The sequence below is a fragment of the Algoriphagus sp. CAU 1675 genome (assembly GCF_029222925.1).
Taxonomy (GTDB): domain Bacteria; phylum Bacteroidota; class Bacteroidia; order Cytophagales; family Cyclobacteriaceae; genus Algoriphagus.
In genome coordinates this window covers 160,473-187,091 of sequence record NZ_JARHUI010000001.1, presented here as the reverse complement: position 1 = coordinate 187,091, position 26,619 = coordinate 160,473, and the positions used below count along the sequence as shown (strand labels likewise).

Genomic DNA, 26,619 nt, shown 5'->3' with positions numbered 1-26,619 from the left:
TACCGCCAGCAAAAAGATCTTTTGGGTTCAGGGATTTCCTGCCTTAGTTCCTTTGCTGCTAATTGTTATTTTGCATTTCTAAACCTAAAAAACCTATTGCTATGAGGCTATACAAACTTACCTCCGGTGTTTTACTTGAACGTGAAGGAAATTATTTTCTTGGCCCAGAATTAGATTGGGATGATCTACTTGGAAGAGAGCATTTAGGTCAGTTGCTGCTTACAGAGTCTGCTCATTGGACAAGTATTACCGAAGAAGAGGCCGGAAAGGTCATGGAAGATGGCTTATTGGCTCCCATGGGGAATCAGGAAATTTGGGCTGCCGGTGTGACCTATTATCGAAGCAGGACAGCCCGGATGGAGGAATCTCAGGATGCAGGTGGAGCGGATTTTTATGATAAGGTTTACATGGCAGACAGACCGGAGTTGTTTTTTAAAGCCACCGCAAGCCGTGTTTCCCCTCCCGGTGGAATTGTCAACATTCGAAAAGACTCAACCTGGGATGTACCCGAACCTGAATTGGCCTTGTTGATTTCCCCTTCAGGAAAAGTACAGGGCTTCACTATTGGCAATGATATGAGTAGCCGAAGCATAGAGGGAGAAAATCCACTTTACCTTCCCCAGGCAAAAGTATATCAAGGGTGTGCGGCGATTGGTCCATGTATTTTGGTTCAGGAAGAGCCTCTGGAGGATTCCACCAAAATCAGCCTGGAAATTTATAGAGATGGAAAAATGGAGGCTTCCGGTCTGACAACTCTGGAGCAAATGAAGCGAAAGCCACAGGAATTGGCGGATTGGCTTTTCCGTGCCAATACATTTCCAATTGGGTGCTTTCTGATGACGGGGACAGGAATTGTTCCGGATGACTTTACACTTGAGGAAGGGGATCAAGTTTTGATCAGCATAGCCGGAATCGGAACCTTGATGAACCGTGTGGGGAAAATCTGAGAAGCCTGTAGCTATTCTTTTCAGAGTTTCGTCCTAATAAGGTAAACCAGAGCTCTTATGAAAAAATTAATCCTTTTTAGTTTAGTACTTGTTACTCTTTTTTCCTGTCAGGAAACTTCCAACCCGGAGAATTCTATGTTTAGTCGGGAGTGGGTTTTTTCGGGATATCAAAGCAGTTGGTCTGCTGACATGAACTTCCATCCCATTTCTGATTCTTTGTACATCTATCGCTTCAATGAGAATGGGAGCTTTACAAAGTTTTTGGGAACATATGAATTGTCAGGCAGCTATGAACTCAAAGAAGATCCGGTCAACCAAAGAGAGTATATGCTTTTGGAATACAGTCAAAGCTCCTATCAATTGCATCAGGATTCGGATGGTTTTCCTTTGATCCACTCCTGTAGTCCAGGTTCAGAAACTCTAACTTTCCAAGACTCCAATACCTTAACAGGTTCTTGGAATGCCTGCGATGGCCCTATTCTATTTTTTACGAAGGAATGAAAGAATGGAATTTGACTGAAAGGCTGTTTCAATAAATGGAACAGCTTTTTTATTTTGCTGGATGACTGAATTTTTCCAAAAAAATCTCCGCTTGCCTGCTTTTCCTGAAGGGTACCATTTGATTACTGAAATGGTGGAGGACGCCATTCCGGAAATCAAGCAGATCCGAGTCGGGTTTTTACAGGTTTTTATTCAGCACACTTCCGCAGCCCTTACCCTCAATGAAAACGCCGATCCAACGGTAAGAAAGGACTTTCAAACCTTTGTAAATGAATTGATTCCGGAGAATTATCCACACTTTGTGCACACTTACGAGGGTCCGGATGATATGCCTGCGCACATTAAAGCCAGTTTTTTTGATTCCAGCCTTCAAATTCCCATTTCAGGTGGAAAACTCGCATTGGGAATTTGGCAGGGAATTTACCTATGTGAATTTCGGAGACATGCTAGTCCAAGAATGCTGATTCTCACTGTTTTTGGCACTACATAAATTGGTTTGAGACTCGCATGAGACCACTTATAAAAATGTCGGTCTCTTAGGTTCAAACAATTTTATTTTTGTGCTATCAACTAGACTATGAGAATCTCCCTCTGTTTTACTGCCTTGGGGTTGTTCCTCGGTATTAGCCTTGATGCCTGGAGCCAGGCTCAACAGCCCAATGCTTTTGCCTTTAAAATCAATGAGCCCATCCTGTTGGATGGAGTCCTGGATGAAGAAATTTGGGATTCCGAAGAAGGCTGGAACAGTGATTTCATGCAATATTTTCCATCGGACACCTCCCTAGCCAATGTGCAAACACGGGTAAAAGTGGCTTTTGATGATAACAATATTTACATCGCTGCCATTATGGAGAATGACGGACCCAGAAAATATGTGTCCACCTCCTTACGCAGGGATTACAGAGGAGAGCAAAATGACGGGATCAGCTTTGTGTTTGATACCTTCAACGATAAAACTAATGCGTTTCAATTTGGGGTAAATCCTTATGGAGTGCAGCGTGAGGCTTTGTTGGCAAATGGAGGCTCCCGTTCGGAAGACCTGAATCTAGCCTGGGACAATAAATGGTATGCCAAGGCGACGATCCATGAAAACTACTGGTTGGTGGAAGCGATCATTCCTTTATCCACGTTGAGATACAAAGATGGTGGCCAAAACTGGAATGTGAATTTCTACAGAATTGACAGCCATTTGGGAGAAAGAAGTACCTGGGCGCCCATTCCCAGAAATTTCCCTATTATTTCTACTGCATTTAGCCGTAAGCTGATTTTTGAGGAACCCCTTCGTAAGAATTCGGCCAACATTTCATTGATTCCCTATGTAGCGGCCAGAACGTCTAAAAATTTTCTGGAAGGAACTTCTGAAGACTTAAGTCCTGCTGTTGGTGGAGATGCTAAAATCGGAATTGGGCCGGCAATGAACCTTGATCTGACCTTTAATCCGGATTTTTCCCAAGTGGAAGTGGACCAGCAGGTTACCAATCTGGACCGGTTTGAGATTTTCTTTCCAGAGAGAAGGCAGTTTTTTTTGGAAAATGCAGACCTGTTTGAAAGTTTTGGACAGCCTCGTTCTAGGCCTTTTTTCTCCAGGAGAATTGGTGTTGACAGGGATGAAAATACAGGCCAGAATATTCAGAGTAAAATCATCTATGGGGCCAGATTAAGTGGAAAAGTAAATGAAAACTGGCGCGTTGGTTTGATGAATATGCAAACCGCAACCGATGAACTGGCAGGAGTCAATGGAAAAAATTACTCTGTGCTGGCTGTTCAGAAGAAGATTTTTGCACGATCCAACGTTGGGATGATCTTTGTGAACAAAGAATCTCTGGCTCTGGACGAATATCAGTCTCTTTTTGACCCCACTGGTTTCAACCGCTTAGTGGGTTTTGATTATAATCTGGCTTCTTCTGACAACCGTTGGACCGGAAAGGTGTTTTACCACCGGACTTTCCAGGATCAGGACTTGGATAAGCCCTATTCCTTCAATGCTTATGTATTGTACAATGATCTTCATTGGGCAGGGAGCTTCAGTTTTCAGGATGTGGGGAAGAGTTTCAATCCTGAAGTTGGATATCTTCCAAGGGTGGACTTCAAGCGATTTAATCCGGATCTGGCTTATATATGGTTCCCTAAATCCAATTTGATCAACCGACATGGACCCAAAGTTGAATTTGAAGGGTATTGGAATGAAACGCTTGGAACAACCGACCGCGACGTAAACCTGAGCTATGAGGTTCGCTTCCAATCTCTTTCCAGGTTGACATTGACCCAGAAAAACCGGTACGTGTATTTGTTCAATGATTTTGACCCAACTCGAACCGGGGCAGAGCCATTACCGGCAGGCTCCGATTACAAGACAAAAACCTACGGAGTAAAATATGCAAGTAACCCTAGAAATTTGTTCCGAATAGATTTGGAGACTGAATTTGGGGAGTATTATACCGGCAATTTTGCCCAGGTAAAAAGTGAAATGGGTGCCCGAATTGGCTACAAGGCGAATATTTCCATGAATTTCAGTTATTCTCAAATCCGTCTTCCAGAGCCACAGGCTGATGCCAACCTCCTTTTAGTTGGGCCAAGGATTGATTTGACTTTTACCAAAAGTCTCTTCTGGACGACCTTCATCCAATACAACAACCAAATTGACAACCTGAACATCAACACCCGACTGCAGTGGAGATATGCTCCAGTTTCAGACTTGTTTATTGTGTATACAGACAACTATTTTCCCGGAGATTTTCTTCCAAAACAGCGGTCTTTGGTGTTTAAGCTGAATTATTGGCTGAATATTTAATCATTTTACCCACGCGGGATTTAAAGAATGGGGGGCAGAAATTGATTTTTCTGCCTTTTTTTTAACCTGCCTTTCAATTCAGTCCAAAACTATCCCGTGTTACAGGCTAAAGTACTTTATCCCTTTAAACCGTAATGGACCTCAAATACTTAATCAGGTGTAATGCAAAAGGTATTTGGGTTAGAAATCATTTTTAGAAAATCCCAAACACTTCGATTCCACAGTCTGTTTGAAAGACATGAATTTCAAAAGAATCATTGTTTGGTTTCGGAATGACTTGCGTACTCAGGATCAGGAAGCCTTGTTTAAGGCTTGCCAGACAGGTGCTGAGGTGATACCTGTCTATTGTTTTGATCCTAGACATTTTGAACCAACAGTCCTCGGCTTTCCCAAGACGGATAAGTTCCGGGCTAAATTTCTTTTGGAATCAATTTCCGATCTGCGGAAAAATTTTAAGGAATTGGGTGGAAATCTGGTCTTATTAAGAGGTAAACCAGAAGTAGAAGTTGTCACTTTGGCGGAACGGATTGCGGCGGATGCCATTTTCTTCTCAGAAGAAGTAACGGCAGAGGAGCGAAATGTGGATAAGTCCCTAGAAAAAGCGGCATGGGCCAAGGGAATTGCGACCGAAAGCTTTTGGCAGAGCACCTTGTATCACATTGATGACCTTCCTTTTCCGGTAGCTCAAATTCCGGAGGTTTTTACGCAGTTTCGAAAATCAGTGGAAAAAATGGCATCTGTTCGTTCTACTTTTCCACAGCCAACTTCCATTAATTTTCCAACTAAAGATCTTATTCCTTTGGAAGTAACGCTTCCAGATTTAACTACCTATGGTTTGGAGGAGCCTGAGGCTGAGCAGCGGTCGGTGATGCAGTTTGAGGGTGGAGAAAGTGCCGGTCTCAGGCGAATCCAAACCTATTTTTGGGAAGAGGATCGATTGAAAGTGTATAAGGAAACCCGAAACGGGCTAATCGGAGCGGATTATAGCTCCAAATTTTCAGCTTGGTTAAGCTTAGGCTGTATTTCTCCCCGAACCATCTATGAGGAAGTTAAGCGCTATGAGCGTGAGCGAAAAAAGAATCAAAGCACCTATTGGTTGGTATTTGAGCTGATTTGGCGGGATTATTTTCGGTTCATCTGTAAAAAGCATGGCAGTCAAGTTTTCCACATTGGTGGTATCAAACATCAAGAGGACTCCTGGCGAAGGGATCGTGTTGATTTTCAACGCTGGTGTGAGGGGCAGACAGGAGTCCCTTTTGTAGATGCCAATATGCGAGAACTTAAAAATTCCGGATTCATGTCTAATCGGGGCCGACAGAATGTAGCGAGTTTTCTGGTCAACGATTTGGGGATTGATTGGACTTGGGGAGCCAGCTATTTTGAAAGCATACTGGTCGATTATGATGTTTGCTCCAATTGGGGCAACTGGATGTATGTCGGAGGAGTGGGCAATGACCCTCGAGAAAATCGGTATTTCAATATTTTGCGACAGGGGAAAAATTATGACAAAAATGGGGATTATGTACGACTCTGGATTCCTGAATTGGCAATGATTCAAGGATTTGATATCCATCAGCCTTGGGATCTGTCTATGTCAGAACTTCAAAAGTTGGGCATAGAACTAGACAAAACTTATCCACAAGCAATGATCGAAATGGAAAGCAATTGAAAAGATAAGATCTTGGTGGATAACTTATTTTTTCTGTTGGAATTTTTCCCTCATTTTCTCTCGAAAAGCTGGGTTTTGCCTCCAAAAAATAAAGTAATGGAAGGCGGACCAACAAATACAATTAAAGAAAAGGATAAAGTATGATTCCGGACGATCAATAAAACTCCAATCAAATCCCAGCTTTAACCTATAGTTTCCTTGTACGATAATAAGTTGAACAATACTCACTAAAATAATCCACCACCCCTGTGATTTCAGAAAAAGTTTAACTTCTGGAAAATGAGTTTTTTTCATATTCAAGGAGAAATAATGATTCCCTTCTAAACTAATAATCTATTTTTAATTCCTTCCATTCAGGCAGAATCATTTTCTTTCGTTTCAACTCCAGTTGGTAGAGATAATCCCCCAATTCTGCAAAAAAAGGCAAGCCCATTTCTTCGTATTCGTAATTGTCATCATTTAGGATTTCATCTTTGTTGACGTAAATCACAGCTGAAACGAAAAACTCCACATTATTTTCAAAATCAACGAAATAGCTTCCGTCTATCAAATAACCGTAAGACCAGCCTGTCTTATTGAAGATTCGGAAATTTTTAGGAATGGGGTTTTTATCTGTTCCAAACTTGAAAAACTTTGAATAGCTGTCATAGTAATCCGGAAGCTTATACTTGGGGTAGTCACTTTCTCCCGGTAGCATACTCATGTATTTGAGGATAAAGTTGCGGTGCTCCTCATTGATGTGAAAGCGCTGTTTTTCCATAAAAGCATCTGGAAACACTATTCTCTGGACAACACCGTGGAGGTCAGATAGGGCAAATTTATTTTTGAACGTAAAATCCATGGGCCCATCCACCAAGGAGTCTTGGACATAATGAGACTTCCCGATTTTGGGTTCTGAATCAACTTTATAGATCTTTTCAGTATGCCTTTCGGGTAATGCTAAGATTATTTTTCCGGACTTATCCACAAACTTGACGGGATTGAAATAGCGGTTTTCTTCAGGGGAAATAGAGAAGCTTAAGCGCTGGGAAATAACCGTGTTTTCCAAGCCTTTTTCCTTCAACTTTTTATTGATATAATCTAGCCCCAAAAGCTCATAGAGGCGATTATAGGCATCGTTGTCTGAAACAAGAAGAATTTTTTTGATGTAATGGGCAATGCTGGGAAGGGAGTCTTTGGAAGAGTTATCCACATAGGCTGGGATCTGAGAAGGACGAACAGAATCGATCAAAAAAGTGGTTTCTGCGGTCAAGTTATCCACATTTTGCTCTTCCAGCCATTCCAAAGCCAAAACAGCAACGGGAAGCTTTACCGTGGAGGCCGGATAAAAATAGGTTTGATCATTTAGGTTGTAGGAGAATGTTTCCATTAAGGGATTCCCATGCTCATTTCTGTCTATTCTTGAAAAAAGAATCTGGACCTGATACTTGTCAGAACTGTCTAATGCTTTTTTGAGAACAGGATAACCTTCCAAGCCGTCTTGAAAAGGGATGCTTTCTTTTGGGCTGCAGGAAAAAAATACGATCCATAGAAAGGCAATTGAAAAGAGGATGTTCTTCATGAGCTAGTGCTTAATTCGTTCAATTTTTCTGTTAGGAATAAGAGATCTTCTTCCCTGTGAAACCCTGAAATAATGATTCGGTTAACCCTTGGGTCCTGCGAAGTTGGATAGGGAAAGGATGAAGTGATGATTTTTTCCTTTTCTAGTTTCTCCACCCAGCTATCCTCAGAATAAATGAAAACAGGAAGGTCAATACCTCCTTTTAGCTGTTTAATATCCTTTGTTTTATGATAAAAAGACTGGCAAAGTGAGTTTAGCCATTCTTTTTTCTGGAGATAGATATCAATTGAATCTAAAAATGCCTGAAGGTTTGCCGGTGAGCCAGGTGAAGCCCCCCCATAGAGCGCTTGGTTTCTGATTTTTTCTATGTGTTTGGATTGGCCTAGTATGATTCCTGCTGGCATTCCTAAACCTTTTCCCAAAGAGCCGGAAACCAACAAATCGTAATTGGGGCTTGCATGCCTGTGATAGGTTCCATAAAGCCCTTCTCCCAAAACACCAAATGCATGGCTATCGTCAATCAACAGAGTAACTTCGTGTTTTTTGGCGATTTCTTCGACCCAGTGATAGCTGTGAATTTCAGCAGACAAGGGGTTTAATGCATTTCCCAGAATTAGGATTTTTTGTGGAGAAATGGACTCTGCTACTTCTAGACAGGTGTTTTTCCATTGTATAAAATCCAATTGTGTATTGGGTTTTAATGTGCTGGGTACTATGGCCGGATGAGTGTCGGGAGCTACCCAGCATAGGTCTGAATTCGGAAAAAGGACCTGCCATGCAGCAATTCCCGCCAAATAGCCCGAACTAAAGACAAGGGAGGACTCTGCTTTTGCGCCCTTAGCGAATTCTTCTTCAAATTCCCCAAATACACGGAGCCGGACATTGTTGTTCCGGCTTTGTCCGTGGTTTGGACCATATCTGAATATATTTTCTACCAGTATTTTTTTATAGTCCTCGGATTGTCCAATTCCCAAATAGGATGTTCCACTGAAATACAGGTAATCCTCTCCTTGTATGTGGATAACCCGATCTATTCTTTCATCTAGGTAGATAGTATTCAAGAGATACGATTATTTTGCGAAGATCTGAGATTCGTCTTGGAAGGACTTAAATTCCAGGGCATTGCCACAGGGATCCAGAAAAAACATGGTAGCCTGTTCGCCCACTTCTCCTTTGAATCGGATATATGGCTCGATGACAAACTCAATTCCATGGGCTTTCAGTTTGTCGGCCAATTCATGCCATTCATCCCAGGGAAGAATTGCCCCGAAATGACGAACCGGGACATTTTTTCCATCTACAATATTGGTTTTTGCATTGGCTAACTCTTCAGGCTTGATGTGAGCGGAAAGCTGATGGCCGAAAAAATTGAAATCAATCCATTTGTCTGTGCTTCTTCCGATTTCACATCCTAATAGATCCCCATAAAATTTGCGGGTTTCTTCAATATCCCGGATAGGGAAAGCCAGGTGAAAGGGTTTAAATTGGCTCATATTCTGTATTTTCGTTTGGTGATTTTTGAGTCCTGAATTTAGTTTTTATTCCCCAATATTGTATGTCCGAAAATAAATCTATCTCCTTGGTATTAAGCAGCGGAGGTGCCCGAGGGATGGCTCATATAGGAGTAATTGAGGTATTGGAAGAAAGAGGTTATAAGATACGGGAGGTGGTTGGCTGCTCTGCTGGAGCTTTGGTGGGAGGGATTTATGCGGCTGGAAAGCTACCTGAGTTCAAGGAGTGGATTTGTAATCTTGACCGGATTGATGTTTTTAGTCTGATGGATTTTACTTTTTCAAGCCGGGGCTTTATCAAAGGAGATCGGGTGTTTAAAGCATTGGAAAAAGTAGTCAAGGACTGTAAAATTGAAGATTTATCCATCCCATTTCGGTGCAATGCTGTAAACTATTCCAAAGGTAAAGAAGTGGTCTTTGACGCTGGATCTTTGATGACGGCCATCAGGGCTTCGGTAAGTATTCCATCCGTGCTGCAGCCTGTAAAGTACCATCAGCAGGAATTGATTGACGGAGGGATTATGAATCCCATTCCCCTTTCCCTAGTAGAAGACGGGGAGGATCATATTGTCTTGGCGGTTGGTTTGAATGGCGGAGAGGCAGATCTTTTTAAAGAGAAAATTACCAACAAGACGAAAAAGTCAATGGTAAAAATGCCATCTTGGATGAAGGAGTATACCACTAAATTAACGTCATTTTTCGAAGAAGAAGAAAGTGAAAAGATGGAGTCCTTGGGCTCCATAGACCTGCTCAACCGCTCCTTTGATTTGCTTCAGGATCAACTTTCTGCTTTGGTTCTGGAAATTCATCAACCGGATATATTGGTTCAAATTAGCAGAAACCAAGCTGGGACGCTCGAGTTTTACAGGGCAGGGGAATTAATAGAAATTGGCAGAAAAAAAGCCGAAGACGCTTTAGACAAATGGGAAAATGGAAATAGCTGAACTTAACCGTTTATTAGGAAATATTGATGTCTACCTCCTTGACCAGATACTGAAAGGGCGTTTTTCAAAGGAAATGAAAATTCTGGATGCCGGTTGTGGGGAAGGCCGAAATTCCGTTTTCTTTATCAATTCGGGTTATCAGGCTTTTGGGATTGATCCTAATGAGACTGCGATTCAGTATTGTCGCTATATGGCTAAAAGTCTGAATCCAGAATATGATGTGCATCGTTTCCAACCGGGAAAACTGGAAGATATCCCGTTTCATTCCCAGGCATTTGATGTGGTTATATGCTCTGCCGTGCTGCATTTTGCTGAAAGTGTGGATAACTTTTGGCAAATGGTTGCCGAAATCCATCGGGTTCTAAAGCCGGGAGGAATTTTCTGGTTTAGAATGTGTACCAATTTTGGGAATGTGCTGGAAGGAAGCAAGGACTTGGGGGGAGGAAGGTTTATTTTACCTGACGGAACAGAGCGATTCGTACTTACTCCAAAGTTGATGGAGGAGTTATTGGAAAAAGGCTTTAGATTTTTGGAAGACCCTAAGACCGTTTTTCTTTTTGGAAAGCGGGAAATGGGAGTCTTTATTCTGGAAAAAACTAGCTGAATGTGCTTGAATCGAGGTTTTCGGACAATTAAAAGTCAATAATAAAATTAAATTGTAAACAAATTAAATGACGCTCCAGTATACACTTGAACTTTTAGGAACATTTGTTTTTGCAATTTCCGGGGCCTTGGCGATCAAGGAAAAGGAGCATGACTTGTTTGGTGCTGGGTTTACTGGCTTTATCACAGCGATTGGTGGAGGAACTTTGAGGGATATCTTTTTGGGGAGTTATCCCTTGGTTTGGATTGGGGATGTTTGGTTTCTGTATGCCATTTTGGGTGGAGTATTGGGGGCTTTTATTTTTCCAAATTTCTTAAGCAAGCTGCGCAAAACCTTTTTCCTGTTTGATACTTTGGGAATTGGATTTTTTACGGTTTTGGGTGTAGAAAAAGCCCTAAGTTTGGGGGTAAGACCAGAGATTGCGGCTATCATGGGAATGTTTTCTGCCGTGATGGGAGGTGTCATTAGGGATACCTTGACGAATGAAATTCCAATTTTATTCCGAAAGGAAATCTATGCCACTGCCTGTTTGGTGGGAGCAGCTTTATATGTCTTTTTGGATCTATATGATGTACACCGCAATTACAACCTCTTGATCTCCATGTCGGTGATCATAGGGATACGCTTAATAGCGATGAAATACAAGTTGAGTTTGCCGAGGTTGGATTGACTCATTTGGGAAATTTTCTCGCTGAGATACAGGGTCAATATGATTATGTGTCATCATTTTCATCGCAAAAGGGCTCATTAAAACTCACTACTCTTTTTCGATTCTGAGTACAAAAAACTCCAACTCTTCCGTTTCCTTATTTCTGACGTAAAGTCTACCCTTTCTTACAAAATATTCCAGAAAGCCGATTCCCATTTCACTTACGTCCATTTCATGGATCAAATTCATCTCCTTGTCAAAAATCATAAAATACTGAAGAGATCGCCCTGTTTCGGGAGCATTCATTCCTGCAAATCGATAAAAAAGCTGATTCTCTTGATCAAAAACCAAATCGCGGTAAGAAATCTCTAATTCCTTTTTCTCAAATACAGCATCAAACTCTCCTAACTCGGCAGTTTTTGGAAAATTTCCTGATTTCCGTCTTGGGAAAAGATGAGGGGAATTGTCTTTGAATTTTGCCACACCAGTTTTTGGATCAATCCTATAGACATCGATCCCATCGGCATGATAGACAAAGAATTTTTCCTGAATAAAATCAGCACTGATTTGACTACTTATGATTACTCGACTGTTTTTGATTTCTAAATCCTTTCGATAGTCCATGCTATCAAGTCTCGCCTCCCGATAGACAGAATCCTTAAAATCCACCCAGCCTAGCATTTGATCTTGCTTGAAACTAGAGGTCAGACCAACTAAATATCGCTTATCTGATGACAGTTTAGCCCAAGCTTCAAAGTTCTTCTCGGGAGCTATCCGAACCATGCTGTCAAATCTTGGAGACTCAAAAAGCAACTCATTGCGCTGGTTTAGCTCAATGAAATTTCGTTGAGTAAAAAACCGAAAGGTGCTGTCTGTAAGTGGGATAAAGTCAAAACGGCTTCGATCCATTACGCCTTTTGGTCCCTCTTTTTCTAGATATAGCGATTGAATCCATTTGTTTTCTTCCAAATCGATGGTTTCGATCGAATGATTCATGTAATCATAGAAAAACAACAAGCGTTCATCTTGAGATAGCTTGGCTTTGGGTATTCCATAGCCTACAAATAAAAGATGGTCCTGACTATCGATGGAAAACGTGTCGATGCTAATTTTAAATTGAATAGGATCAGTTTTTTCTAGGGACTTCTCTTGACAAGAAACAAGAACGACGAACGCAAAAATCGAAATAATATTCTTCATCTTATTCAACCTTTAAGCGAATGAATGCCAATTCATCGTCCATATTGAGGTAGGAATAATATACGCCATCCTTGATAAAGGATTTGGAATTAGAAGGGTAAAAGCCAGGCTCCGGGATAAGCTGCTCCTGAATAGGCTGTAGTTCCTTATCAAAAATTGTGAGATAGGAATTATAAATAGCTTCTCCATTCTTGTCATAGCCCTCAAACTGTGTGGTGACTCGCAGAAAGCGTTGGTTTTTGGGATCGTATTGAATAGGGTGAAAATAAACTTCTTCATTCTTTTGTTTGGCTGCTTCCTGAAAAGCCTCCATGGACTCCACTCTTTTAGGAAAATTTCCTTCTTTCTGATTTTTAGTCAGGGTACTTTCGTAAGAAAGCTCTTTCAAGTATCCAGATTGAAAATGATAAACCCAGAGTTTATTGACAGCCGAAATCGAAAAAATAATACTGTCTCCTTTGAAGGCCATCCCACTCATTTCAGGGTATTCTCCTCGATTGTATCGTCCATCGGGCTCTCTATAATAGAGGTCGAAATCATTTGCCCAATGAAAAAAATCCATCTCCCGGAAATCGACTTGCTTCTCTTTGAAGTCCACTCGTACGAGTCCTTTTCGCTTTCTATCTGGAAAAGTATCGGTATAGAATGAATAGAAATGTTTCCCATTTTCAGACACAAAGCCTTGAAGATTAATCTGGTTTTCGGGGTTGTATCGAAAGTCGCTCAAGCTATCATTCATAAATCGATAACTAGATTGGACTTTCCCCTGAAGATCAGTTTTATAAATATGACTGGTGGTTTGAAAAAACAGTTCTTCAGTCTCTTCAGCTACTTGTAGCCGATAGAAAAAGTGGTTTGGAACGGTTTTCGGCCCCTCTTTTTCTATCCTATACTTCTCGACCAACCTTTTTTCCTGCAGATCAATCAGCTCCATTTCATAATTCAGGGGATTGAAATTATGTAAAAACCGTCTATCAGCCGAAAAATCGGACAGTCTTAGATAGTGGTTTAAATAGATAAAGTCATCACCTGCATCAATCAATATCGTGTCGATACTTAAGGTGACTTCGAGTGAATCTGTGGGAATTTTAAAAGTATTTGAACCTGCATGCTTCTCTTGACATCCGAATAGAAATAGTGTCAACCCACAAAAAAAAGCCATTTTTTTCATTTCAAACTCGGTTTCACCCGTACAAACGCCACCTCATCGTCGATATTTAGAAACTGCCAGAGCATTCCGTCTAGGTAAAAAACAGAATTACCATTCTTGAAGTCCTCGGGCATCTGCGTTTCTCCCAACATGCTCAGATCGATGTTAAAGGCAGTCAGTACGTTTTTGTAAATAATCGTATCACCAGCTGTCATTCGGTCCATTTCCTTATGATATCTCCAAAACTTGTCTTGATCTGGGGAAAATGTAAATTCTCCAAAACTTACCTCCTTATCTTTCTCTTTGATTGCAGCTCTAAATTCTTCTGGGGAACTCACTTGCATGGGAAAGTTTCCCTTTTTGATATTCGAGGTTAATTGAGATTGATAATTATGTGAAATCAAGCTGTCTTGTGCCAAATCCCATTGCCATAATTCATTCTTGGCAGTGGTCGTAATGAGGATTTTGTCACCCACCATTCGGATGCGATTTTGCTCCGGAAACTTGGCTGCACCTCTTCCATCCATTTCAAAACTGATGTCAAAAGCTGTGGTGAACTGTAAGAAATCGGATGGGTGAAGCCGTAAGGTTTTGTCTTCCACGTTTAGTTGGGCGATTCCATTGGTTTTGCTTTCAAACCCTTGGGTACCATAGAAGCCATAGAAGGTTTTTCCATCCTTGGTATCCAGACTTGAAACGTTGATTTCTTCCTCCTCCGCTAAAGCGTCTCCTTCCCAGGCTATTTCTTCCAATTTATAGGTTGCGAGTTTTTCACCCGATTTGGCGACATGATGGATGCCCACAAAATCGTAAAACAAAACACTTTCATCAGGAAGCACCTGAATTCGCATAATAAATCCTCCTCCGATCCCATTTGGACCTTCTTTTTCATATTGCCGGAGCTCTTTCAGTTTTAAGTTTTCTAGATCGATGATTTCCATCTTCATATCCTGATTATTGAAATTATATAGCAATTTCTGGCTTTTATCTACATCAGACATCCCCAAACCATATTGTACAAAGATGAAATGATCTCCCGGATCTACCATCACCGTGTCGATTACGTAGGTGATCTCTAGGTCACCGGTAGCGTTAGAATTTTCAGGATCTCCACCGCAAGAAAAAAGCGTAAGGATCAAAAGGTAAATGGGTAGTTTTTTCATAGTAAAGTGTATTTAAAAGTTTAAATCCATCACCGCAAAGCCCAACTCATCGTCTACATTGACATAGGACCAGAGCTTGCCATCTTTGAAGAATTTCAAACTGAAAATGTCCAAAGGAACTTCCTCCTCGTGAATCTGCTGAAGGTCTTGATCAAATAAAGTCATCACCGTTTTATAGACTACAGAATCCCCGATGGTCTTGGACACATCTCTGGAAAACCGGAAAAATTTTTGGCTTTGCTCATCAAAATAGAACTGGCGAAACTCCACATCCCTGTTGGCTTGCTGAAACATCTCCCGCATCTCTTCATTGGTATTTACGATAGTTTTTTCAGGAACTGCTTTAGCATTTCGAGTCAATTGAGATGTGTACTTGATCGTCCGAACCGAATCGGTCGCTAAGTCAACAAGGTAGATTTCATTGATATTACCTGAAGAAAGAATGATACGATTATCCTGAGGATACACGTATACCTTTTCGATGGTCTGCATCTGCATTTGCCCATCCTCAATCAAGGTTCTGACATACGGTTTTTGAGTCTCCCAAATAGAGACAGGAATTTTACGAAGACTCAGATCCTTTAAAGAAATGACCGCAAGGCCTTTCTTGGATTCTTCCATATTATCTTTGCCATAAGCACCAAAGGCCCACTGACCATCCTGCGACACCGAAATATCATAATCCAACGCCTCATCCTCTTCCAGCGCTTCAAACTTTTGTTTTCTCAGGGCAAATTGGGTCATCTGCTGAAGGGAAGGATCAAAGCGATGAATCCCCGGAAAGCCTGAGAAGAAAAACTCCCCATTTTCGGCGATAAGCAAGGAATTAGGATTCCCTACTCCCAACGGCCCTTCCTTATCCAGTTTTATTTTTTCCTTGAGTTGAAACTTATTCAGGTCAACCACCTCGAGCTGCACATCCTTGTAATTGTAGATGTATAACAGATTTCTGTCAGGGGAAAGTGAAGAGATATTCAGACTTTGGAGAAAAATAAAATCCTTTCCTGCATCGATCATCACGGTATCAATGGTATAGGAGAAATTTTCTAAGAAACCGGTATTGGTATCGTCCTCAGAAGAAGTACCTCCACAGGAAAAAATCAAGGGAAGTAAAAGTAGCAGAGTTAGTTTTTTCATAGTCTATCAAAAGTTAAAATCTATCACGGCAAAGCCTAGCTCATCTTCCACATTGACATAGGACCAAAGCTTGCCGTCTTTGAAGAAGGGGTTACTGGGCGTTTGGTCCAATTCCGGGATTTCAGTCTCACCAATAAGATTTAGATTTTCATCAAAAGCGAAAAGAAAAACTTGTGCTTTGGAAGGGGCTTCGGGATCATCACCTCTGGGCTCATAGATTCTCCCAAAGCGATAAAAGAGCTTGGCTTGCTCATCATACAGGAATTTTTCAAACCCAATCTGGGTTCTTGCCTTTTCCATTTCAGCCTGAAACTCCTCCATGGAAGACACTTTCCGTTGAATAGGGATTTCCTTTTGATTTGGCACTAATGAAAAATCATATTCAAACAACTCCAAAGAATCCTGGCCCGTCTCAAATCGATAAATGCTGTTGGTTGTAGCTCCAGAAATATAAAACCTACCTTCTATCTCCTGAAATGAAATCTCCTCGACATAGATAGACATCCTATCATCGGACTGAAGGAGAATTCGGTAATCACCCACAATCTCCATGGCTGGAATGGGTAGAACAGTTCCGCTTTTGGTTTCCAGATTGATTTTTGCCAGTTGGGTGGTACCCTCCATAAAGTCACTTGGAAGCGAATAGGCTATTTTTCTGTCAGGAGAGAAGCGGATGGAATTGGTGATGTTGTATTTCGCATTTTCTCCCAGACCTTCAATGTCAAGCTCTTCCGGCTTAAGGGTCAGATCGAGTATTTTCTGTCCCTGTTTGTTAAAAACTCCTGTTGATTGAAAATTAGAAAAAAGAAACTCCTCGCCGGGCAGGTATCGAGCTGTCGCAATAAAATTGGAACCCACCCCATTCGGTCCTTCTTTTTCGAATGGAATTTGTTCTTCGAGCACCAATTCATCCAAATTGATTTTATTGATCTTCGTGGTGGCATCATCAAAAAGATAAAAGTGGGATTTGGTTTCATTAAAGGAACCTTTTCTCACCCCCATGGATAAATTAATAATCTCTTCCCCTGGATCGACAACCAGCGTATCCACACTGAAAGTGAAGTTTTCGAGGATATTGGATGGTGTTGATTCAGCTGAATCATTTTCTCCGCCACAAGAAAAAGCCAAGGCTGCGAATAGGGTTGGAAAAAGGAGTTTTTTCATAAAAGAGCTGTTCAGAATTCTAATGTCATGATCACAAAGCCGGGATCCTCGTCCACTGGAAGGTAGTTGTATATTTTCCCTTCATAGAAAAAGCTTTGATAAAAGAAAGTGGAGAGCTTTTCAAGTTCGGTTTCGCCGAGTAAGTTGAAGTTTTCATCGTATGAAAAAAGATACCAATCGGATTTTCGCGGTTCACCGGTTTCCAAAAGGCCATTTTGTTTGTAGGCAAAACGGAAATATTGCTGACGGCTCTCATCCCAAAGGAAACCCATGAAAGAGACCTGATTCCGGATTTGCTGTGCAATTTCCATCAGTTCCTCTCGCGATCCTGCCTCAGTTGGAAACTCGCCGCTTTTTTGATTGGGGACCAATTGATGGTCAAATTCGATCAATTTCAATTCTTTACTATTCCAGTCATATATATAGATGTCGGCTGTACTGGCAGAATATATGACAAGTTGATTGCGAACTTCCTGAATAATCAGATTATCCCCCATAGTCGTGGTGCCTCCACCTTGTGAAAAGGAAGCCCTGAATTTCTTGGTGATTTCCAATCCGGGTAAAGAAAGTACTTGTCCTTTTTTGTTTTCCAAATCCATCAAAACGAGGCTTACGGACTCCTTTCCGTATTCTAAAGGTCTGGAAATGGCCAACTTTTTATTCGGGCTGACATGTAAAAAGCCATACAGACTGCTCAAGGATTCATCCAAACCTTCGTATTCTTCAGGTTGGGCATTGATATCCAGGATTTTTTCTGCCTGATTGTTAAAAACTGCTTGAATGGCATAGTTGGCTAGCATGAATTCTTCGTTGGGGAGAACTTGAAAAAAGTTGATAAAATCCGGGGCTTGATTCGGCCCGTCTTTTTCAAAAACAATTCGATGCTCCAGCTTCCTTTCTGGCAAATTATACCCATGAACTTCCGTATTCATGCCATCTGCTAAATAGATTCGTTCCTTATCCGCGCTAAGTCCAAAGCCAAAATAGGCAGTGGCATTAATGATTTCTTCTCCGACGTCCACTTTGACGGTGTCCATTGTAATTCGAAGATTTTCAAGTTGGTTTTCGGTATAGGTTTGAGTAGAGCCTGGTTTTTTTTCTCCTTCTTGATTGGAGTTTTTACAGGCAAAAAGCAAAAGAATGGATAAAAGGGGAATGTATTTTTTCATCTAAAACAGTAAAACTCCCCATAAAACTAATTTTTTACGGCTAAAAAACTAGTGAAAATTTGTTAAACTCGTTGATTTACTGGTGTTTCACTAATTTAACCACCAAATCGAAAAATTGAGTACACTCGCAAAACTTACCCAAGCCAAATAGGGAATCATTAGCCAGGATGCCCAAGGGTTGATTTTTTTGAAGTTTTTCACCGACAGGAAAATCAGGATCCACAGTGGAAGTATCACTACCAAGCCTAAGATCGGAGATTCCATCCCAAAAAATGCCGGCGACCAGATTCCATTTAGGGCAAGCTGTACAGAATACAAGGTCAACAGGCTTTTTTTCTGGGGGTGATCGCTTTTCCAAATTAAATAGCAACCAATTCCCATCAGGATGTATAAGGTGGTCCATACCGGGCCAAAAAGCCAACTCGGTGGATTAAAGCTTGGTTTGGCAATGGTTTGATACCAGCTTCCAACCGAAGAAATGGTGAAGTAAGCCCCTGTTCCACCGACCAGTTGTGGAAGAATGAGGCTAATGGTTAATTTGAGCCAATTGGGCATAGTTAAAGAATTTCGAGTAAGGTACGGAAGGCCAAAGCCTTGTCTTTGTACCGTTCCTGAGTCTTTGCACGAAGGGATGCCGCGTATTTGTTTTCATATTCCTGCATATGATCCAGGCTGTGAGTAAAATACTGAATGGCATAATTGGTACTGCCATCCTCGGATTCGTGCAAAAGCCGCAGAAACTTATGCTCTGTAAATATTCCGGTGGCCATTACTTCGGGGATATGGGTGCTTTTCATCCATTGAATGAAATCTTCCTCAATGTCTGAAGCTACATTTATGGTGATGTTATAGAGGATCATATCGCTGTTACGGGTAGAATTTTCTTTTTTTGTTAACAAATTCGGGAATCCAAAGTTAGGAATCCCAAACTGAATTATTCAATTCGGTTTTTTCAAACACCTTGTCATGCATAAAGTTGTCCCCGAGCGAGCCAAAGGAAATTCCCTTAAATTAACTCTTGCCAAGATTTTCATAGTCTTGATTTATGGAGTCGGTTTGATTGGTTTGAGTATTCCATCCTTCAAAGAAACCTTTCTCCTACTTACTCCTGCCCAGCTTTTGGTCACGCTATTCCTGATTCTTTCTTACCACAGGGGCTGGAATGACGCCTTTCCAATATTTGCCGCATCCGCTTTTTGGATAGGTTTTGGGGCTGAACTCATCGGGATTCATACGGGCTATTTGTTTGGGGATTATGTATACGGGCCTACATTAGGTCCTCAGCTTTGGGAAGTTCCGATCATCATCGGGGTCAACTGGTTTATTCTTGTGTATCTAACCGGAGCGGTCTTCCAAAAGGTTCCCAATGACTATTACGCGGCATTTTTGGGGTCCTTGGCGATGACAGCAATCGATTATATCCTTGAGCCGGTAGCGGTAGCCTTGGACTTTTGGTATTGGAAGTGGGATGTGATTCCTCCCGGCAACTATCTAGGATGGTTTCTGGTTGCTTATCTGATCCACTTCATCTATAGAAAGGCTAATTTTGAGAAGGAAAATCGCCTGGCTCTTTTTCTATTGGTCAGCATGATCCTATTTTTCACCATCCTGAATTTTACTGTACTCGATTGAATCTAAAGGAGTTTTGATAAAATATATTTATAATTATCCTAAACAAATCTTGTGATCACAGGTTAAAACAAAAGTTACATAAACTGGTTAATTCTAAATGGTTGAGGCAATTGTTTTTGGTATTCTTGGTTTTGCATTGATGGAATTTTCAGGGTGGTTTATCCATAAATATATCATGCATGGCCCCCTTTGGATGATCCATAAAACCCATCATCAGCCATCCAAATCCTTTTTTGAATTAAATGATCTGTTTTCAGTCCTCTTTGGAAGCATTGCTGTAGTATTGATCCTATTGGGGGTTGGGGAATTGGATTATAGGTTTTGGTTAGGAGTAGGGATCAGCCTCTATGGCTTTTTTTATTTCATTTTGCATGATATCATGGTTCATCGAAGGTTGAAATGGTTTGACCGTCCCAAAAACACATTTCTCAAAGGAATATTCAAAGCGCATCAAGCTCATCATAAGACGAATCAAAAGGATGATGCTGTATCGTTTGGATTGTTTGTTGTACCCAAGGCGTATTTTAAAAAGGAAGATTAAGTGAGTACCTATTCTATCAAGGATTTAGAGCATTTATCTGGTATTAAAGCCCATACTCTACGAATTTGGGAGCAGCGGCATAATTTGTTAAGCCCGAAACGGACTGAAACCAATATTCGCTATTATGATGACGATGATCTCAAACTCATCCTCAATGTAGCTTTGCTCAATGACAATGGGTTTAAGATCAGCAAGATCGCATCCATGAAACCCGGGGAAATCCAAGAGGAAGTGATGAAATTGACCGAGCGATCCCTCGTTCATGACGATCAGATCAATGCCTTGACCATCTGTATGATAGAGATGGATGAAGAGCGCTTTGAAAAAATTCTATCCTCTAACATTCTCAAATTGGGCTTTGAGCAGACGATGCTCAATATCATTTACCCCTTTATGTCAAAAATTGGGGTGCTTTGGCAGACAGGTGCTATCAATCCGGCCCAAGAACATTTCATTTCCAATCTAGTCCGTCAAAAGCTCATTGTTGCCATTGACGGGCAGATTTCGCATTCCGATGGGAAAAAGTTTCTTTTATATCTCCCAGAAGGAGAATTGCATGAAATCTCCTTGCTTTTTGCAGCTTACCTCATCAAAAACCAGGGACATAAGGTAATTTATCTTGGACAAAGCACTCCAAATGAAGATCTACTTGCAGTGTATAAACTGCATCATCCTGATTTTCTACTAACCGTAATTACCAGTTCTCCAAGTCCCGAGGGTGTTCAAGCTTATATCAATGAGCTGGCAGGACAATTTGAAAATTCCCGAATCTTATTGACTGGATATCAGGTGATCGGTCAGGATCTGGAGATGCCTTCCAATGTCATCCAGCTCAATTATATCCGGGATATCAAGACGATGCTGGATGAAATCTCTAAAATCCCTCAAGAAAAATAGTTGAAACAAAACATCTATTTGTTAAACAAAAGAGCATCCGTATCAGGATGCTTTTTTTGGTTTTAAACCTATTTTTTCCCCTACTATCTGATAATCTGGCTTTATACTGAAATATTTTTCAGAAAATATTTTACAAACGCTTTTCATTTTGTTTAATCTTTTATAGCTTTGATTAAACAAAAACAAAAACCATGACGACTCTTGAATTCAGTTACTCGCTAAACAAGCTTTCCAGTTCACTGAAACCATTTGCCCTGAAGCTTACGAGAGATTTGGATGATGCGAATGATCTCTTGCAGGATACCATGGTCAAAGCTTTTACCAATCGGGAGAAATTTACCGAAGGCACCAATTTGAAAGCGTGGTTATATACCATTATGAAAAACACCTTTATCACCAATTATCAGCGAATGGTGAGAAGAGGGACTTTTGTGGACACCACTGATAATCTGCACTACCTAAACTCCAGTGATGTTCAGATCGAAAACGGGGTTTATGGAAATTTCGCCATGGACGATATCCAAGATGCGATTTCCAAATTGGAGGATGTATATAAAGTTCCCTTCATGATGCATTTCCGGGGATTTAAGTATCATGAGATTGCAGACAAGCTCCAAATCCCAATTGGAACTGTAAAAAATAGAATCCATATTGCCAGAAAGCTCCTCAAAGAAAACTTGGTGGTTTACAAGCATAAAAACTAAAGTATGGATCCCAAAAAAGTGGTAGTGATTGGTTCAGGTTTTGCTGGGCTTTCAGCGGCTACCCATCTCGCAAATTCCGGTTGTTTAGTCACCCTTTTAGAGAAAAACAATACCCCCGGGGGGAGAGCTAGAAAGTTCGAACACCAGGGGTTTGTTTTTGATATGGGCCCAAGTTGGTATTGGATGCCTGATGTCTTCGAGGATTACTTCAGTCATTTTGGTAAAAAGCCGTCAGACTACTACGACCTCGTCAGACTTGATCCCTCTTATTCTGTGGTCTATGGGGAAAATGAGATTCTGGACATTCCTGCAGATTTGGATGAGTTTAAGGCCATGCTGGATAAAATCGAGCAAGGAGCCGGAAAACAATTGGATCGGTTTCTTGCACAAGCCAAGTACAAATATGAAGTGGGGATACATGATCTAGTCCATAAACCCAGCCGTTCCTTATTTGAGTTTACTTCTCCCAAATTACTGATGGATATGATTCGAATGGATATTTTTCAGTCCATGTCCAAGCATGTCCGCAAGTTTTTCAAGTCAGAAAAGATCATCCGTCTAATGGAATTTCCTGTACTTTTTCTGGGAGAAACTGCCAATAATATTCCTGCGCTGTATTCTCTGATGAACTACGCGGATATTGCTTTGGGGACCTGGTATCCCAAAAAGGGAATGCATGAAATCATCTCGGGGATGGTCGCCTTGGCTGAGGAAAAAGGAGTCCAAATCCGATATGATGCGGAGGTGGAAGAAATCGAAATAGAAAATGGCCTGGCAAAACGGGTCCGACTGGTCTCAGGAGAAAAAATAGAAGCTGATGTAGTCGTAGCAGGAGCAGATTATCATCATGTGGATAGGCATCTTCTGAACCCTAACTACAGTAATTACAGCGAAGAATACTGGGAAAAGCGTGTAATGGCGCCATCCAGCCTACTTTTTTATCTGGGAATCAACAAGCGATTAAAAAACCTAAGGCATCATAATCTATTCTTTGATGAACCTTTGGGGCCTCATGCTGATGCGATTTACAAGAATCCAAGATGGCCGGAAAAGCCTTTGTTTTATGCCTCAGTTCCTTCTGTTACCGACTCGACTGTAGCGCCGGAGGGAATGGAAAACATGTTCCTTTTGGTGCCCTTGGCTCCGGATTTGGAAGATTCAGAGGATATGCGGGAAAAATACTACGAGCTTATTATGGATAGGTTGGAGCGAATCAGTGGGCAGGAAATACGGTCCCATGTGGTTTTAAAGCGCTCCTATGCCCATTCTGATTTCAAGGCGGATTATCATGCCTTCAAGGGCAATGCCTACGGCTTGGCAAACACACTCCTGCAAACGGCAATATTGAAGCCGTCCCTAAGGAATAAAAAAGTAAAAAACTTATATTATACCGGGCAGCTTACTGTTCCGGGTCCTGGAGTTCCTCCTTCTTTGATTTCAGGAAGAGTGGTGGCCAAAGAAGTGATGCGCGAAACATTTTAAACGGTAATGGGTATTTAAATCATGGATGCAAAACAACTTTTCGATCAAACCACTCTTGAATGTAGTCGGTTAATTACCCAGCGATATAGTACAAGCTTCACCTTGGGCATCAAGACTTTGGATAAAAAGTTTCATATGGCCATTTATTCCATCTATGGTTTTGTCCGGTATGCGGATGAGATAGTGGATACCTTCCATGATCAAGACAAAGGAGCTTTACTTCAGCGTTTTAAAAAAGACACCTATGAAGCAATTGAAGCCAGGATTTCCCTGAATCCAGTGCTTCATGCCTTTCAGTTGATTGTCAACCAATACCAGATAGATCGGGATTTGATCGAAGCATTTTTGCGAAGCATGGAGATGGACTTGGACTTCAAGACCTACAATGATTCCAGATACAATGAATATATCTATGGATCGGCCGAAGTGGTGGGACTGATGTGTCTAAAAGTTTTTTGTGAGGGTGATCAAGCGGTATATGAGCATTTAAGGAAGCCAGCCTGTAAACTTGGATCGGCTTTCCAAAAGGTGAATTTTCTTCGCGACATCAAAAGTGATTTTGAAGAAAGAGGAAGAGTATATTTCCCCGGAGTGGATTACCGACTATTTGATAAAACCATCAAAAAACAGATTGAGGAGGATATACAGCGGGATTTTGATGAGGCTTTGATTGGGATCGAGCAGCTTCCGGTAGGAGCAAAATTGGGCGTAAAAGTCGCCTATCTCTATTACCAGAAGCTTTTTGATAAGATCAAAGGGCTTCCTGCAGAGACCATTACAAAGAAGAGAATCCGAATCCCCAATTCAAGAAAGATTTCCTTGTTGTTGGGAACCTACTTTGAAACCAAACTGGGCTTGGGCTAATGGAAAAATACCTGTATTTCGGTGTGTTACTTTTTGCCATATCGTATCCTTTAGCTCAATCTTTCGAGCATCGAATCCGCTATGCCACCAAATGGGGGCAGATTTTACCTGGGATGATTATTACGGCGGCCTTTTTTATCCTATGGGATATTTGGTTTACAGCTATAGGCGTCTGGGAATTTAACCCAACCTATATTTCCGGTTGGTATCTTTTGAATCTTCCGGTAGAGGAATGGCTTTTCTTTTTTGTCATTCCCTTTGCCTGTATCTTTATTTATGAGGTTTTGATCTATTTCTTTCCCAAGGATTATTTTCAGAAATGGGCCAAGCCTTTTGTTTATGTCTTGGTTCCTTTTCTTATAGGATTGGCTTTCATGCATTTGGACAAAATGTACACTTCTGTCAATTTTCTAATTGGAGCAGTTGTATTGCTTGTCCATTTTTTGGTATTCAATGACCGGTATCTGGGAAGATTTCTTTTCGCATATCTGGTGCATTTGATTCCGTTCTTTATTTGTAATGGAATCCTAACAGGCGGGGTGACCGAAGAGCCGGTGGTGATCTACAACAATGCAGAAAATCTGGGTTTGAGAATCTGGACAGTTCCTATTGAGGACAGTATTTATTCCATGACTTTGTTGTTGATAAACGTGAGTATTTTCGAAAGAATCAGAAGTCCAAAAACAATTCAGGTATCTAGAAGTTAATAGGCTATGAAAAATCTCCAGGTAGAAATTGACATTCATTCCGGCTTTTGCTTCGGTGTGGTCTATGCCATTGAAATGGCAGAGGAGATTTTGGAAGCAGAAGGCAGCCTTTATTGTCTCGGAGATATCGTCCATAACGATGAGGAAATTAACCGTCTGGTTAAAAAGGGGCTAAAAATCATCAATCATGGAGATCTTTACGGTTTAAAAGACGAGAAAGTCCTGATCCGGGCCCATGGAGAGCCTCCTTCAACCTATGAATTGGCTATCAAAAATAACCTGACACTAATAGATGCTTCCTGCCCTGTGGTTTTGAAACTTCAAAACCGCATCAAGAATTCCTACGATAAAGACGAGAAAATCTTCATTTACGGGAAACATGGACATGCTGAAGTAAAAGGGCTTTTGGGTCAAACCAACAATGAGGCAGTAGTTTTTCAGGATATTTCTGAGCTGGATCTGGAAAAGCTACCCAGAAATATTACCCTCTACAGCCAGACTACCAAAAGCACGGATAAATTTTACGAGATCAATGAGATTCTTCGTAATAATGGAATTTCCGTTAATACCAATGATACCATTTGCAGACAGGTATCCAACAGGGACAAGGAATTGAGAGAGTTTGCCTCGAGGTTTGATAAAATTGTATTTGTGAGCGGAACAAAATCCTCCAATGGAAAGGTGCTGTTCAATGTTTGCAAGGAGAAAAACCCAAACACCTTTTTTGTTTCCCATTCAGATCAGATTGATGAAAGCTGGTTTGGTCCGAATGAAAAAGTCGGAATTTGTGGAGCTACTTCCACACCTATGTGGTTGATGGAGGAAGTAAAAGCCCGAATCCTTACCTTTTGAGTGAAAATGGCGAAAAGCCTATGAACACTTCTCACAGAATTTCAAAAATTGACCCCAAGGGATTGCTAATCGCTTGGTCCATTATAATACTATGGGCTGCTTGTCTTTATTTTTTGTTGCAGGTACAGATCAACTGGAAAAGCCCATTGACATATTTTGGGGTTTTGCTTCAAATGCATCTATATACCGGGCTTTTCATTACCGCTCACGATGCCATGCATGGAGTAGTTAGCAGCAACAAAAAACTCAACCATCTCACAGGATGGATCGCTGCCCTTCTGTTTTCCTTTAATTTCTACTGGAGGCTATTTCCAAAACATCATGCACACCATCGACATGTGGCTACGGAAGATGATCCGGATTTTCATCCCTCCGGGAAGTTTCTGATTTGGTATTTCAGTTTTATCAAACAATACCTAAGTCTTTTTCAGATTTTCTTAATGGCCATAACCTTCAATATCCTGAAGCTCTTTTTACCAACTGAAAACCTGATTGTATTTTGGATGCTGCCGGCAGTCTTGTCCACATTTCAACTGTTTTACTTTGGTACCTTTTTGCCGCATCGTGGAGAAGTGGACAATGTGCATCATTCCCATACGCAAACCAAAAACCATCTTTGGGCGTTTTTGAGCTGTTATTTCTTTGGATATCACTTTGAGCATCATGATTCTCCAGGTACTCCCTGGTGGAGGCTTTGGAGGATGAAAGAATAGCAAGTTATCTGACGCCTTTAAATTTCGAGTATTTCTTCTACCTGTTGCTTAACAAGCTATACCAACT

General features: G+C 41.1%; 28 protein-coding genes. 17 read left to right on the top strand and 11 right to left on the bottom strand.

The window, feature by feature from the left end:
• Window positions 1–101: 101 nt before the first annotated feature.
• The 5 genes from P2G54_RS00860 (at window position 102) to P2G54_RS00840 (ending at window position 5,908) form a co-directional block, all read left to right on the top strand.
• Window positions 102–947, top strand: a complete 846-nt coding sequence (locus P2G54_RS00860; RefSeq protein ID WP_275867257.1) for a fumarylacetoacetate hydrolase family protein — start codon at window positions 102–104, stop codon at window positions 945–947.
• A 57-nt stretch (window positions 948–1,004) separates the two neighbouring features.
• Entirely contained in the window at window positions 1,005–1,448 is a 444-nt protein-coding gene (locus tag P2G54_RS00855; RefSeq protein ID WP_275867255.1) for a hypothetical protein, read from the top strand.
• A gap of 61 nt (window positions 1,449–1,509) precedes the next feature.
• The gene (locus P2G54_RS00850) at window positions 1,510–1,938 is read left to right on the top strand and encodes a secondary thiamine-phosphate synthase enzyme YjbQ (RefSeq protein WP_275867253.1); all 429 of its coding nucleotides are present in this window, start codon (window positions 1,510–1,512) and stop codon (window positions 1,936–1,938) included.
• Window positions 1,939–2,025: 87 nt separating this feature from the next.
• Window positions 2,026–4,239, top strand: coding sequence for a DUF5916 domain-containing protein (locus P2G54_RS00845; protein WP_275867251.1), 2,214 nt, complete (start codon window positions 2,026–2,028; stop codon window positions 4,237–4,239).
• Between the two features lie 238 nt (window positions 4,240–4,477).
• Entirely contained in the window at window positions 4,478–5,908 is a 1,431-nt protein-coding gene (locus P2G54_RS00840; RefSeq protein ID WP_275867249.1) for a DASH family cryptochrome, read from the top strand.
• Between the two features lie 325 nt (window positions 5,909–6,233).
• On the opposite strand, the gene P2G54_RS00835 is transcribed toward P2G54_RS00840, so the two are convergent.
• The 3 genes from P2G54_RS00835 to P2G54_RS00825 are packed head-to-tail and all read right to left on the bottom strand — an operon-like array spanning window position 6,234 to window position 8,962.
• On the bottom strand, window positions 6,234–7,469 hold the full coding sequence (locus P2G54_RS00835) for a serine hydrolase (RefSeq protein WP_275867246.1): 1,236 nt from the start codon (window positions 7,467–7,469) through the stop codon (window positions 6,234–6,236).
• Window positions 7,466–8,530: an aminotransferase class I/II-fold pyridoxal phosphate-dependent enzyme gene (locus P2G54_RS00830; RefSeq protein WP_275867244.1), complete on the bottom strand. Its 1,065-nt coding sequence runs from the start codon at window positions 8,528–8,530 to the stop codon at window positions 7,466–7,468. The genes P2G54_RS00835 and P2G54_RS00830 overlap by 4 nt, the downstream gene beginning before the upstream one ends.
• A gap of 9 nt (window positions 8,531–8,539) precedes the next feature.
• Window positions 8,540–8,962, bottom strand: coding sequence for a VOC family protein (locus tag P2G54_RS00825; RefSeq protein ID WP_275867242.1), 423 nt, complete (start codon window positions 8,960–8,962; stop codon window positions 8,540–8,542).
• Between the two features lie 62 nt (window positions 8,963–9,024).
• Here P2G54_RS00825 and P2G54_RS00820 point away from each other — a divergent pair, with 62 nt between their 5' ends.
• From P2G54_RS00820 to P2G54_RS00810, 3 genes are all read left to right on the top strand, one after another.
• A complete protein-coding gene (locus tag P2G54_RS00820; RefSeq protein ID WP_275867240.1) occupies window positions 9,025–9,924 on the top strand; it encodes a patatin-like phospholipase family protein in 900 nt (299 codons plus the stop codon).
• Window positions 9,911–10,528 carry a class I SAM-dependent methyltransferase gene (locus P2G54_RS00815; RefSeq protein WP_275867238.1) on the top strand — a complete coding sequence of 206 codons (618 nt, stop codon included), beginning with the start codon at window positions 9,911–9,913 and terminating at the stop codon, window positions 10,526–10,528. Before P2G54_RS00820 ends, P2G54_RS00815 begins: the two co-directional genes overlap by 14 nt.
• Before the next feature lie 67 nt (window positions 10,529–10,595).
• Complete coding sequence (locus P2G54_RS00810) at window positions 10,596–11,198, top strand: trimeric intracellular cation channel family protein (protein ID WP_275867236.1); 603 nt, start codon at window positions 10,596–10,598, stop codon at window positions 11,196–11,198.
• 87 nt (window positions 11,199–11,285) lie between these two features.
• Here the strand turns inward: P2G54_RS00810 and P2G54_RS00805 are convergent, their stop codons facing one another.
• From P2G54_RS00805 to P2G54_RS00770, 8 genes are all read right to left on the bottom strand, one after another.
• Complete coding sequence (locus P2G54_RS00805) at window positions 11,286–12,377, bottom strand: DUF4221 family protein (protein ID WP_275867234.1); 1,092 nt, start codon at window positions 12,375–12,377, stop codon at window positions 11,286–11,288.
• A 1-nt stretch (window position 12,378) separates the two neighbouring features.
• A complete protein-coding gene (locus P2G54_RS00800) occupies window positions 12,379–13,548 on the bottom strand; it encodes a DUF4221 family protein (RefSeq protein ID WP_275867232.1) in 1,170 nt (389 codons plus the stop codon).
• Complete coding sequence (locus P2G54_RS00795; protein ID WP_275867231.1) at window positions 13,545–14,690, bottom strand: DUF4221 family protein; 1,146 nt, start codon at window positions 14,688–14,690, stop codon at window positions 13,545–13,547. The genes P2G54_RS00800 and P2G54_RS00795 overlap by 4 nt, the downstream gene beginning before the upstream one ends.
• A 12-nt stretch (window positions 14,691–14,702) precedes the next feature.
• The gene (locus P2G54_RS00790; protein ID WP_275867229.1) at window positions 14,703–15,827 is read right to left on the bottom strand and encodes a DUF4221 family protein; all 1,125 of its coding nucleotides are present in this window, start codon (window positions 15,825–15,827) and stop codon (window positions 14,703–14,705) included.
• A 6-nt stretch (window positions 15,828–15,833) separates the two neighbouring features.
• Window positions 15,834–16,991 (bottom strand): DUF4221 family protein, encoded by a 1,158-nt coding sequence (locus tag P2G54_RS00785; RefSeq protein ID WP_275867226.1) that lies wholly within the window; start codon window positions 16,989–16,991, stop codon window positions 15,834–15,836.
• An 11-nt stretch (window positions 16,992–17,002) separates the two neighbouring features.
• Window positions 17,003–18,160: a DUF4221 family protein gene (locus P2G54_RS00780; RefSeq protein WP_275867224.1), complete on the bottom strand. Its 1,158-nt coding sequence runs from the start codon at window positions 18,158–18,160 to the stop codon at window positions 17,003–17,005.
• 90 nt (window positions 18,161–18,250) lie between these two features.
• On the bottom strand, window positions 18,251–18,715 hold the full coding sequence (locus tag P2G54_RS00775; protein ID WP_275867222.1) for a TspO/MBR family protein: 465 nt from the start codon (window positions 18,713–18,715) through the stop codon (window positions 18,251–18,253).
• A 2-nt stretch (window positions 18,716–18,717) separates the two neighbouring features.
• The gene (locus P2G54_RS00770; RefSeq protein ID WP_275867220.1) at window positions 18,718–19,020 is read right to left on the bottom strand and encodes a DUF4286 family protein; all 303 of its coding nucleotides are present in this window, start codon (window positions 19,018–19,020) and stop codon (window positions 18,718–18,720) included.
• A 106-nt stretch (window positions 19,021–19,126) separates the two neighbouring features.
• Between P2G54_RS00770 and P2G54_RS00765 the strand changes: the two genes are divergently transcribed.
• The 9 genes from P2G54_RS00765 to P2G54_RS00725 all read left to right on the top strand — a co-directional run bounded on the left by P2G54_RS00765 (window position 19,127) and on the right by P2G54_RS00725 (window position 26,552).
• A complete protein-coding gene (locus tag P2G54_RS00765) occupies window positions 19,127–19,792 on the top strand; it encodes a carotenoid biosynthesis protein (RefSeq protein ID WP_275867218.1) in 666 nt (221 codons plus the stop codon).
• Window positions 19,793–19,889: 97 nt separating this feature from the next.
• On the top strand, window positions 19,890–20,333 hold the full coding sequence (locus P2G54_RS00760; protein ID WP_275867216.1) for a sterol desaturase family protein: 444 nt from the start codon (window positions 19,890–19,892) through the stop codon (window positions 20,331–20,333).
• Window positions 20,334–21,230, top strand: a complete 897-nt coding sequence (locus tag P2G54_RS00755; RefSeq protein ID WP_275867214.1) for a MerR family transcriptional regulator — start codon at window positions 20,334–20,336, stop codon at window positions 21,228–21,230.
• 191 nt (window positions 21,231–21,421) lie between these two features.
• Window positions 21,422–21,934, top strand: coding sequence for an RNA polymerase sigma factor (locus P2G54_RS00750; protein ID WP_275867212.1), 513 nt, complete (start codon window positions 21,422–21,424; stop codon window positions 21,932–21,934).
• Between the two features lie 3 nt (window positions 21,935–21,937).
• Entirely contained in the window at window positions 21,938–23,416 is a 1,479-nt protein-coding gene (gene crtI, locus P2G54_RS00745; RefSeq protein WP_275867210.1) for a phytoene desaturase family protein, read from the top strand.
• Between the two features lie 21 nt (window positions 23,417–23,437).
• Window positions 23,438–24,280 carry a phytoene/squalene synthase family protein gene (locus P2G54_RS00740; RefSeq protein WP_275867208.1) on the top strand — a complete coding sequence of 281 codons (843 nt, stop codon included), beginning with the start codon at window positions 23,438–23,440 and terminating at the stop codon, window positions 24,278–24,280.
• Entirely contained in the window at window positions 24,280–24,987 is a 708-nt protein-coding gene (locus P2G54_RS00735) for a lycopene cyclase domain-containing protein (protein WP_275867206.1), read from the top strand. The genes P2G54_RS00740 and P2G54_RS00735 overlap by 1 nt, the downstream gene beginning before the upstream one ends.
• Before the next feature lie 6 nt (window positions 24,988–24,993).
• On the top strand, window positions 24,994–25,839 hold the full coding sequence (locus P2G54_RS00730) for a 4-hydroxy-3-methylbut-2-enyl diphosphate reductase (RefSeq protein ID WP_275867204.1): 846 nt from the start codon (window positions 24,994–24,996) through the stop codon (window positions 25,837–25,839).
• Between the two features lie 20 nt (window positions 25,840–25,859).
• The gene (locus P2G54_RS00725; RefSeq protein ID WP_275867202.1) at window positions 25,860–26,552 is read left to right on the top strand and encodes a fatty acid desaturase; all 693 of its coding nucleotides are present in this window, start codon (window positions 25,860–25,862) and stop codon (window positions 26,550–26,552) included.
• Window positions 26,553–26,619: the final 67 nt, after the last annotated feature.

What these genes read in the sequence shown, in the direction of transcription:
- P2G54_RS00835 (WP_275867246.1), bottom strand. Translation starts at nt 7,469, where the DNA reads ATGAAGAACATCCTCTTTTCAATTGCCTTTCTATGGATCGTATTTTTT.
- crtI (WP_275867210.1), top strand. Translation starts at nt 21,938, where the DNA reads ATGGATCCCAAAAAAGTGGTAGTGATTGGTTCAGGTTTTGCTGGGCTT.
- P2G54_RS00815 (WP_275867238.1), top strand. Translation starts at nt 9,911, where the DNA reads ATGGAAATAGCTGAACTTAACCGTTTATTAGGAAATATTGATGTCTAC.
- P2G54_RS00790 (WP_275867229.1), bottom strand. Translation starts at nt 15,827, where the DNA reads ATGAAAAAACTAACTCTGCTACTTTTACTTCCCTTGATTTTTTCCTGT.
- P2G54_RS00760 (WP_275867216.1), top strand. Translation starts at nt 19,890, where the DNA reads ATGGTTGAGGCAATTGTTTTTGGTATTCTTGGTTTTGCATTGATGGAA.
- P2G54_RS00785 (WP_275867226.1), bottom strand. Translation starts at nt 16,991, where the DNA reads ATGAAAAAACTCCTTTTTCCAACCCTATTCGCAGCCTTGGCTTTTTCT.
- P2G54_RS00730 (WP_275867204.1), top strand. Translation starts at nt 24,994, where the DNA reads ATGAAAAATCTCCAGGTAGAAATTGACATTCATTCCGGCTTTTGCTTC.
- P2G54_RS00770 (WP_275867220.1), bottom strand. Translation starts at nt 19,020, where the DNA reads ATGATCCTCTATAACATCACCATAAATGTAGCTTCAGACATTGAGGAA.
- P2G54_RS00735 (WP_275867206.1), top strand. Translation starts at nt 24,280, where the DNA reads ATGGAAAAATACCTGTATTTCGGTGTGTTACTTTTTGCCATATCGTAT.
- P2G54_RS00800 (WP_275867232.1), bottom strand. Translation starts at nt 13,548, where the DNA reads ATGAAAAAAATGGCTTTTTTTTGTGGGTTGACACTATTTCTATTCGGA.
- P2G54_RS00775 (WP_275867222.1), bottom strand. Translation starts at nt 18,715, where the DNA reads ATGCCCAATTGGCTCAAATTAACCATTAGCCTCATTCTTCCACAACTG.
- P2G54_RS00725 (WP_275867202.1), top strand. Translation starts at nt 25,860, where the DNA reads ATGAACACTTCTCACAGAATTTCAAAAATTGACCCCAAGGGATTGCTA.
- P2G54_RS00850 (WP_275867253.1), top strand. Translation starts at nt 1,510, where the DNA reads ATGACTGAATTTTTCCAAAAAAATCTCCGCTTGCCTGCTTTTCCTGAA.
- P2G54_RS00860 (WP_275867257.1), top strand. Translation starts at nt 102, where the DNA reads ATGAGGCTATACAAACTTACCTCCGGTGTTTTACTTGAACGTGAAGGA.
- P2G54_RS00750 (WP_275867212.1), top strand. Translation starts at nt 21,422, where the DNA reads ATGACGACTCTTGAATTCAGTTACTCGCTAAACAAGCTTTCCAGTTCA.
- P2G54_RS00805 (WP_275867234.1), bottom strand. Translation starts at nt 12,377, where the DNA reads ATGAAGAATATTATTTCGATTTTTGCGTTCGTCGTTCTTGTTTCTTGT.
- P2G54_RS00855 (WP_275867255.1), top strand. Translation starts at nt 1,005, where the DNA reads ATGAAAAAATTAATCCTTTTTAGTTTAGTACTTGTTACTCTTTTTTCC.
- P2G54_RS00820 (WP_275867240.1), top strand. Translation starts at nt 9,025, where the DNA reads ATGTCCGAAAATAAATCTATCTCCTTGGTATTAAGCAGCGGAGGTGCC.
- P2G54_RS00810 (WP_275867236.1), top strand. Translation starts at nt 10,596, where the DNA reads ATGACGCTCCAGTATACACTTGAACTTTTAGGAACATTTGTTTTTGCA.
- P2G54_RS00825 (WP_275867242.1), bottom strand. Translation starts at nt 8,962, where the DNA reads ATGAGCCAATTTAAACCCTTTCACCTGGCTTTCCCTATCCGGGATATT.
- P2G54_RS00765 (WP_275867218.1), top strand. Translation starts at nt 19,127, where the DNA reads ATGCATAAAGTTGTCCCCGAGCGAGCCAAAGGAAATTCCCTTAAATTA.
- P2G54_RS00845 (WP_275867251.1), top strand. Translation starts at nt 2,026, where the DNA reads ATGAGAATCTCCCTCTGTTTTACTGCCTTGGGGTTGTTCCTCGGTATT.
- P2G54_RS00780 (WP_275867224.1), bottom strand. Translation starts at nt 18,160, where the DNA reads ATGAAAAAATACATTCCCCTTTTATCCATTCTTTTGCTTTTTGCCTGT.
- P2G54_RS00840 (WP_275867249.1), top strand. Translation starts at nt 4,478, where the DNA reads ATGAATTTCAAAAGAATCATTGTTTGGTTTCGGAATGACTTGCGTACT.
- P2G54_RS00795 (WP_275867231.1), bottom strand. Translation starts at nt 14,690, where the DNA reads ATGAAAAAACTACCCATTTACCTTTTGATCCTTACGCTTTTTTCTTGC.
- P2G54_RS00740 (WP_275867208.1), top strand. Translation starts at nt 23,438, where the DNA reads ATGGATGCAAAACAACTTTTCGATCAAACCACTCTTGAATGTAGTCGG.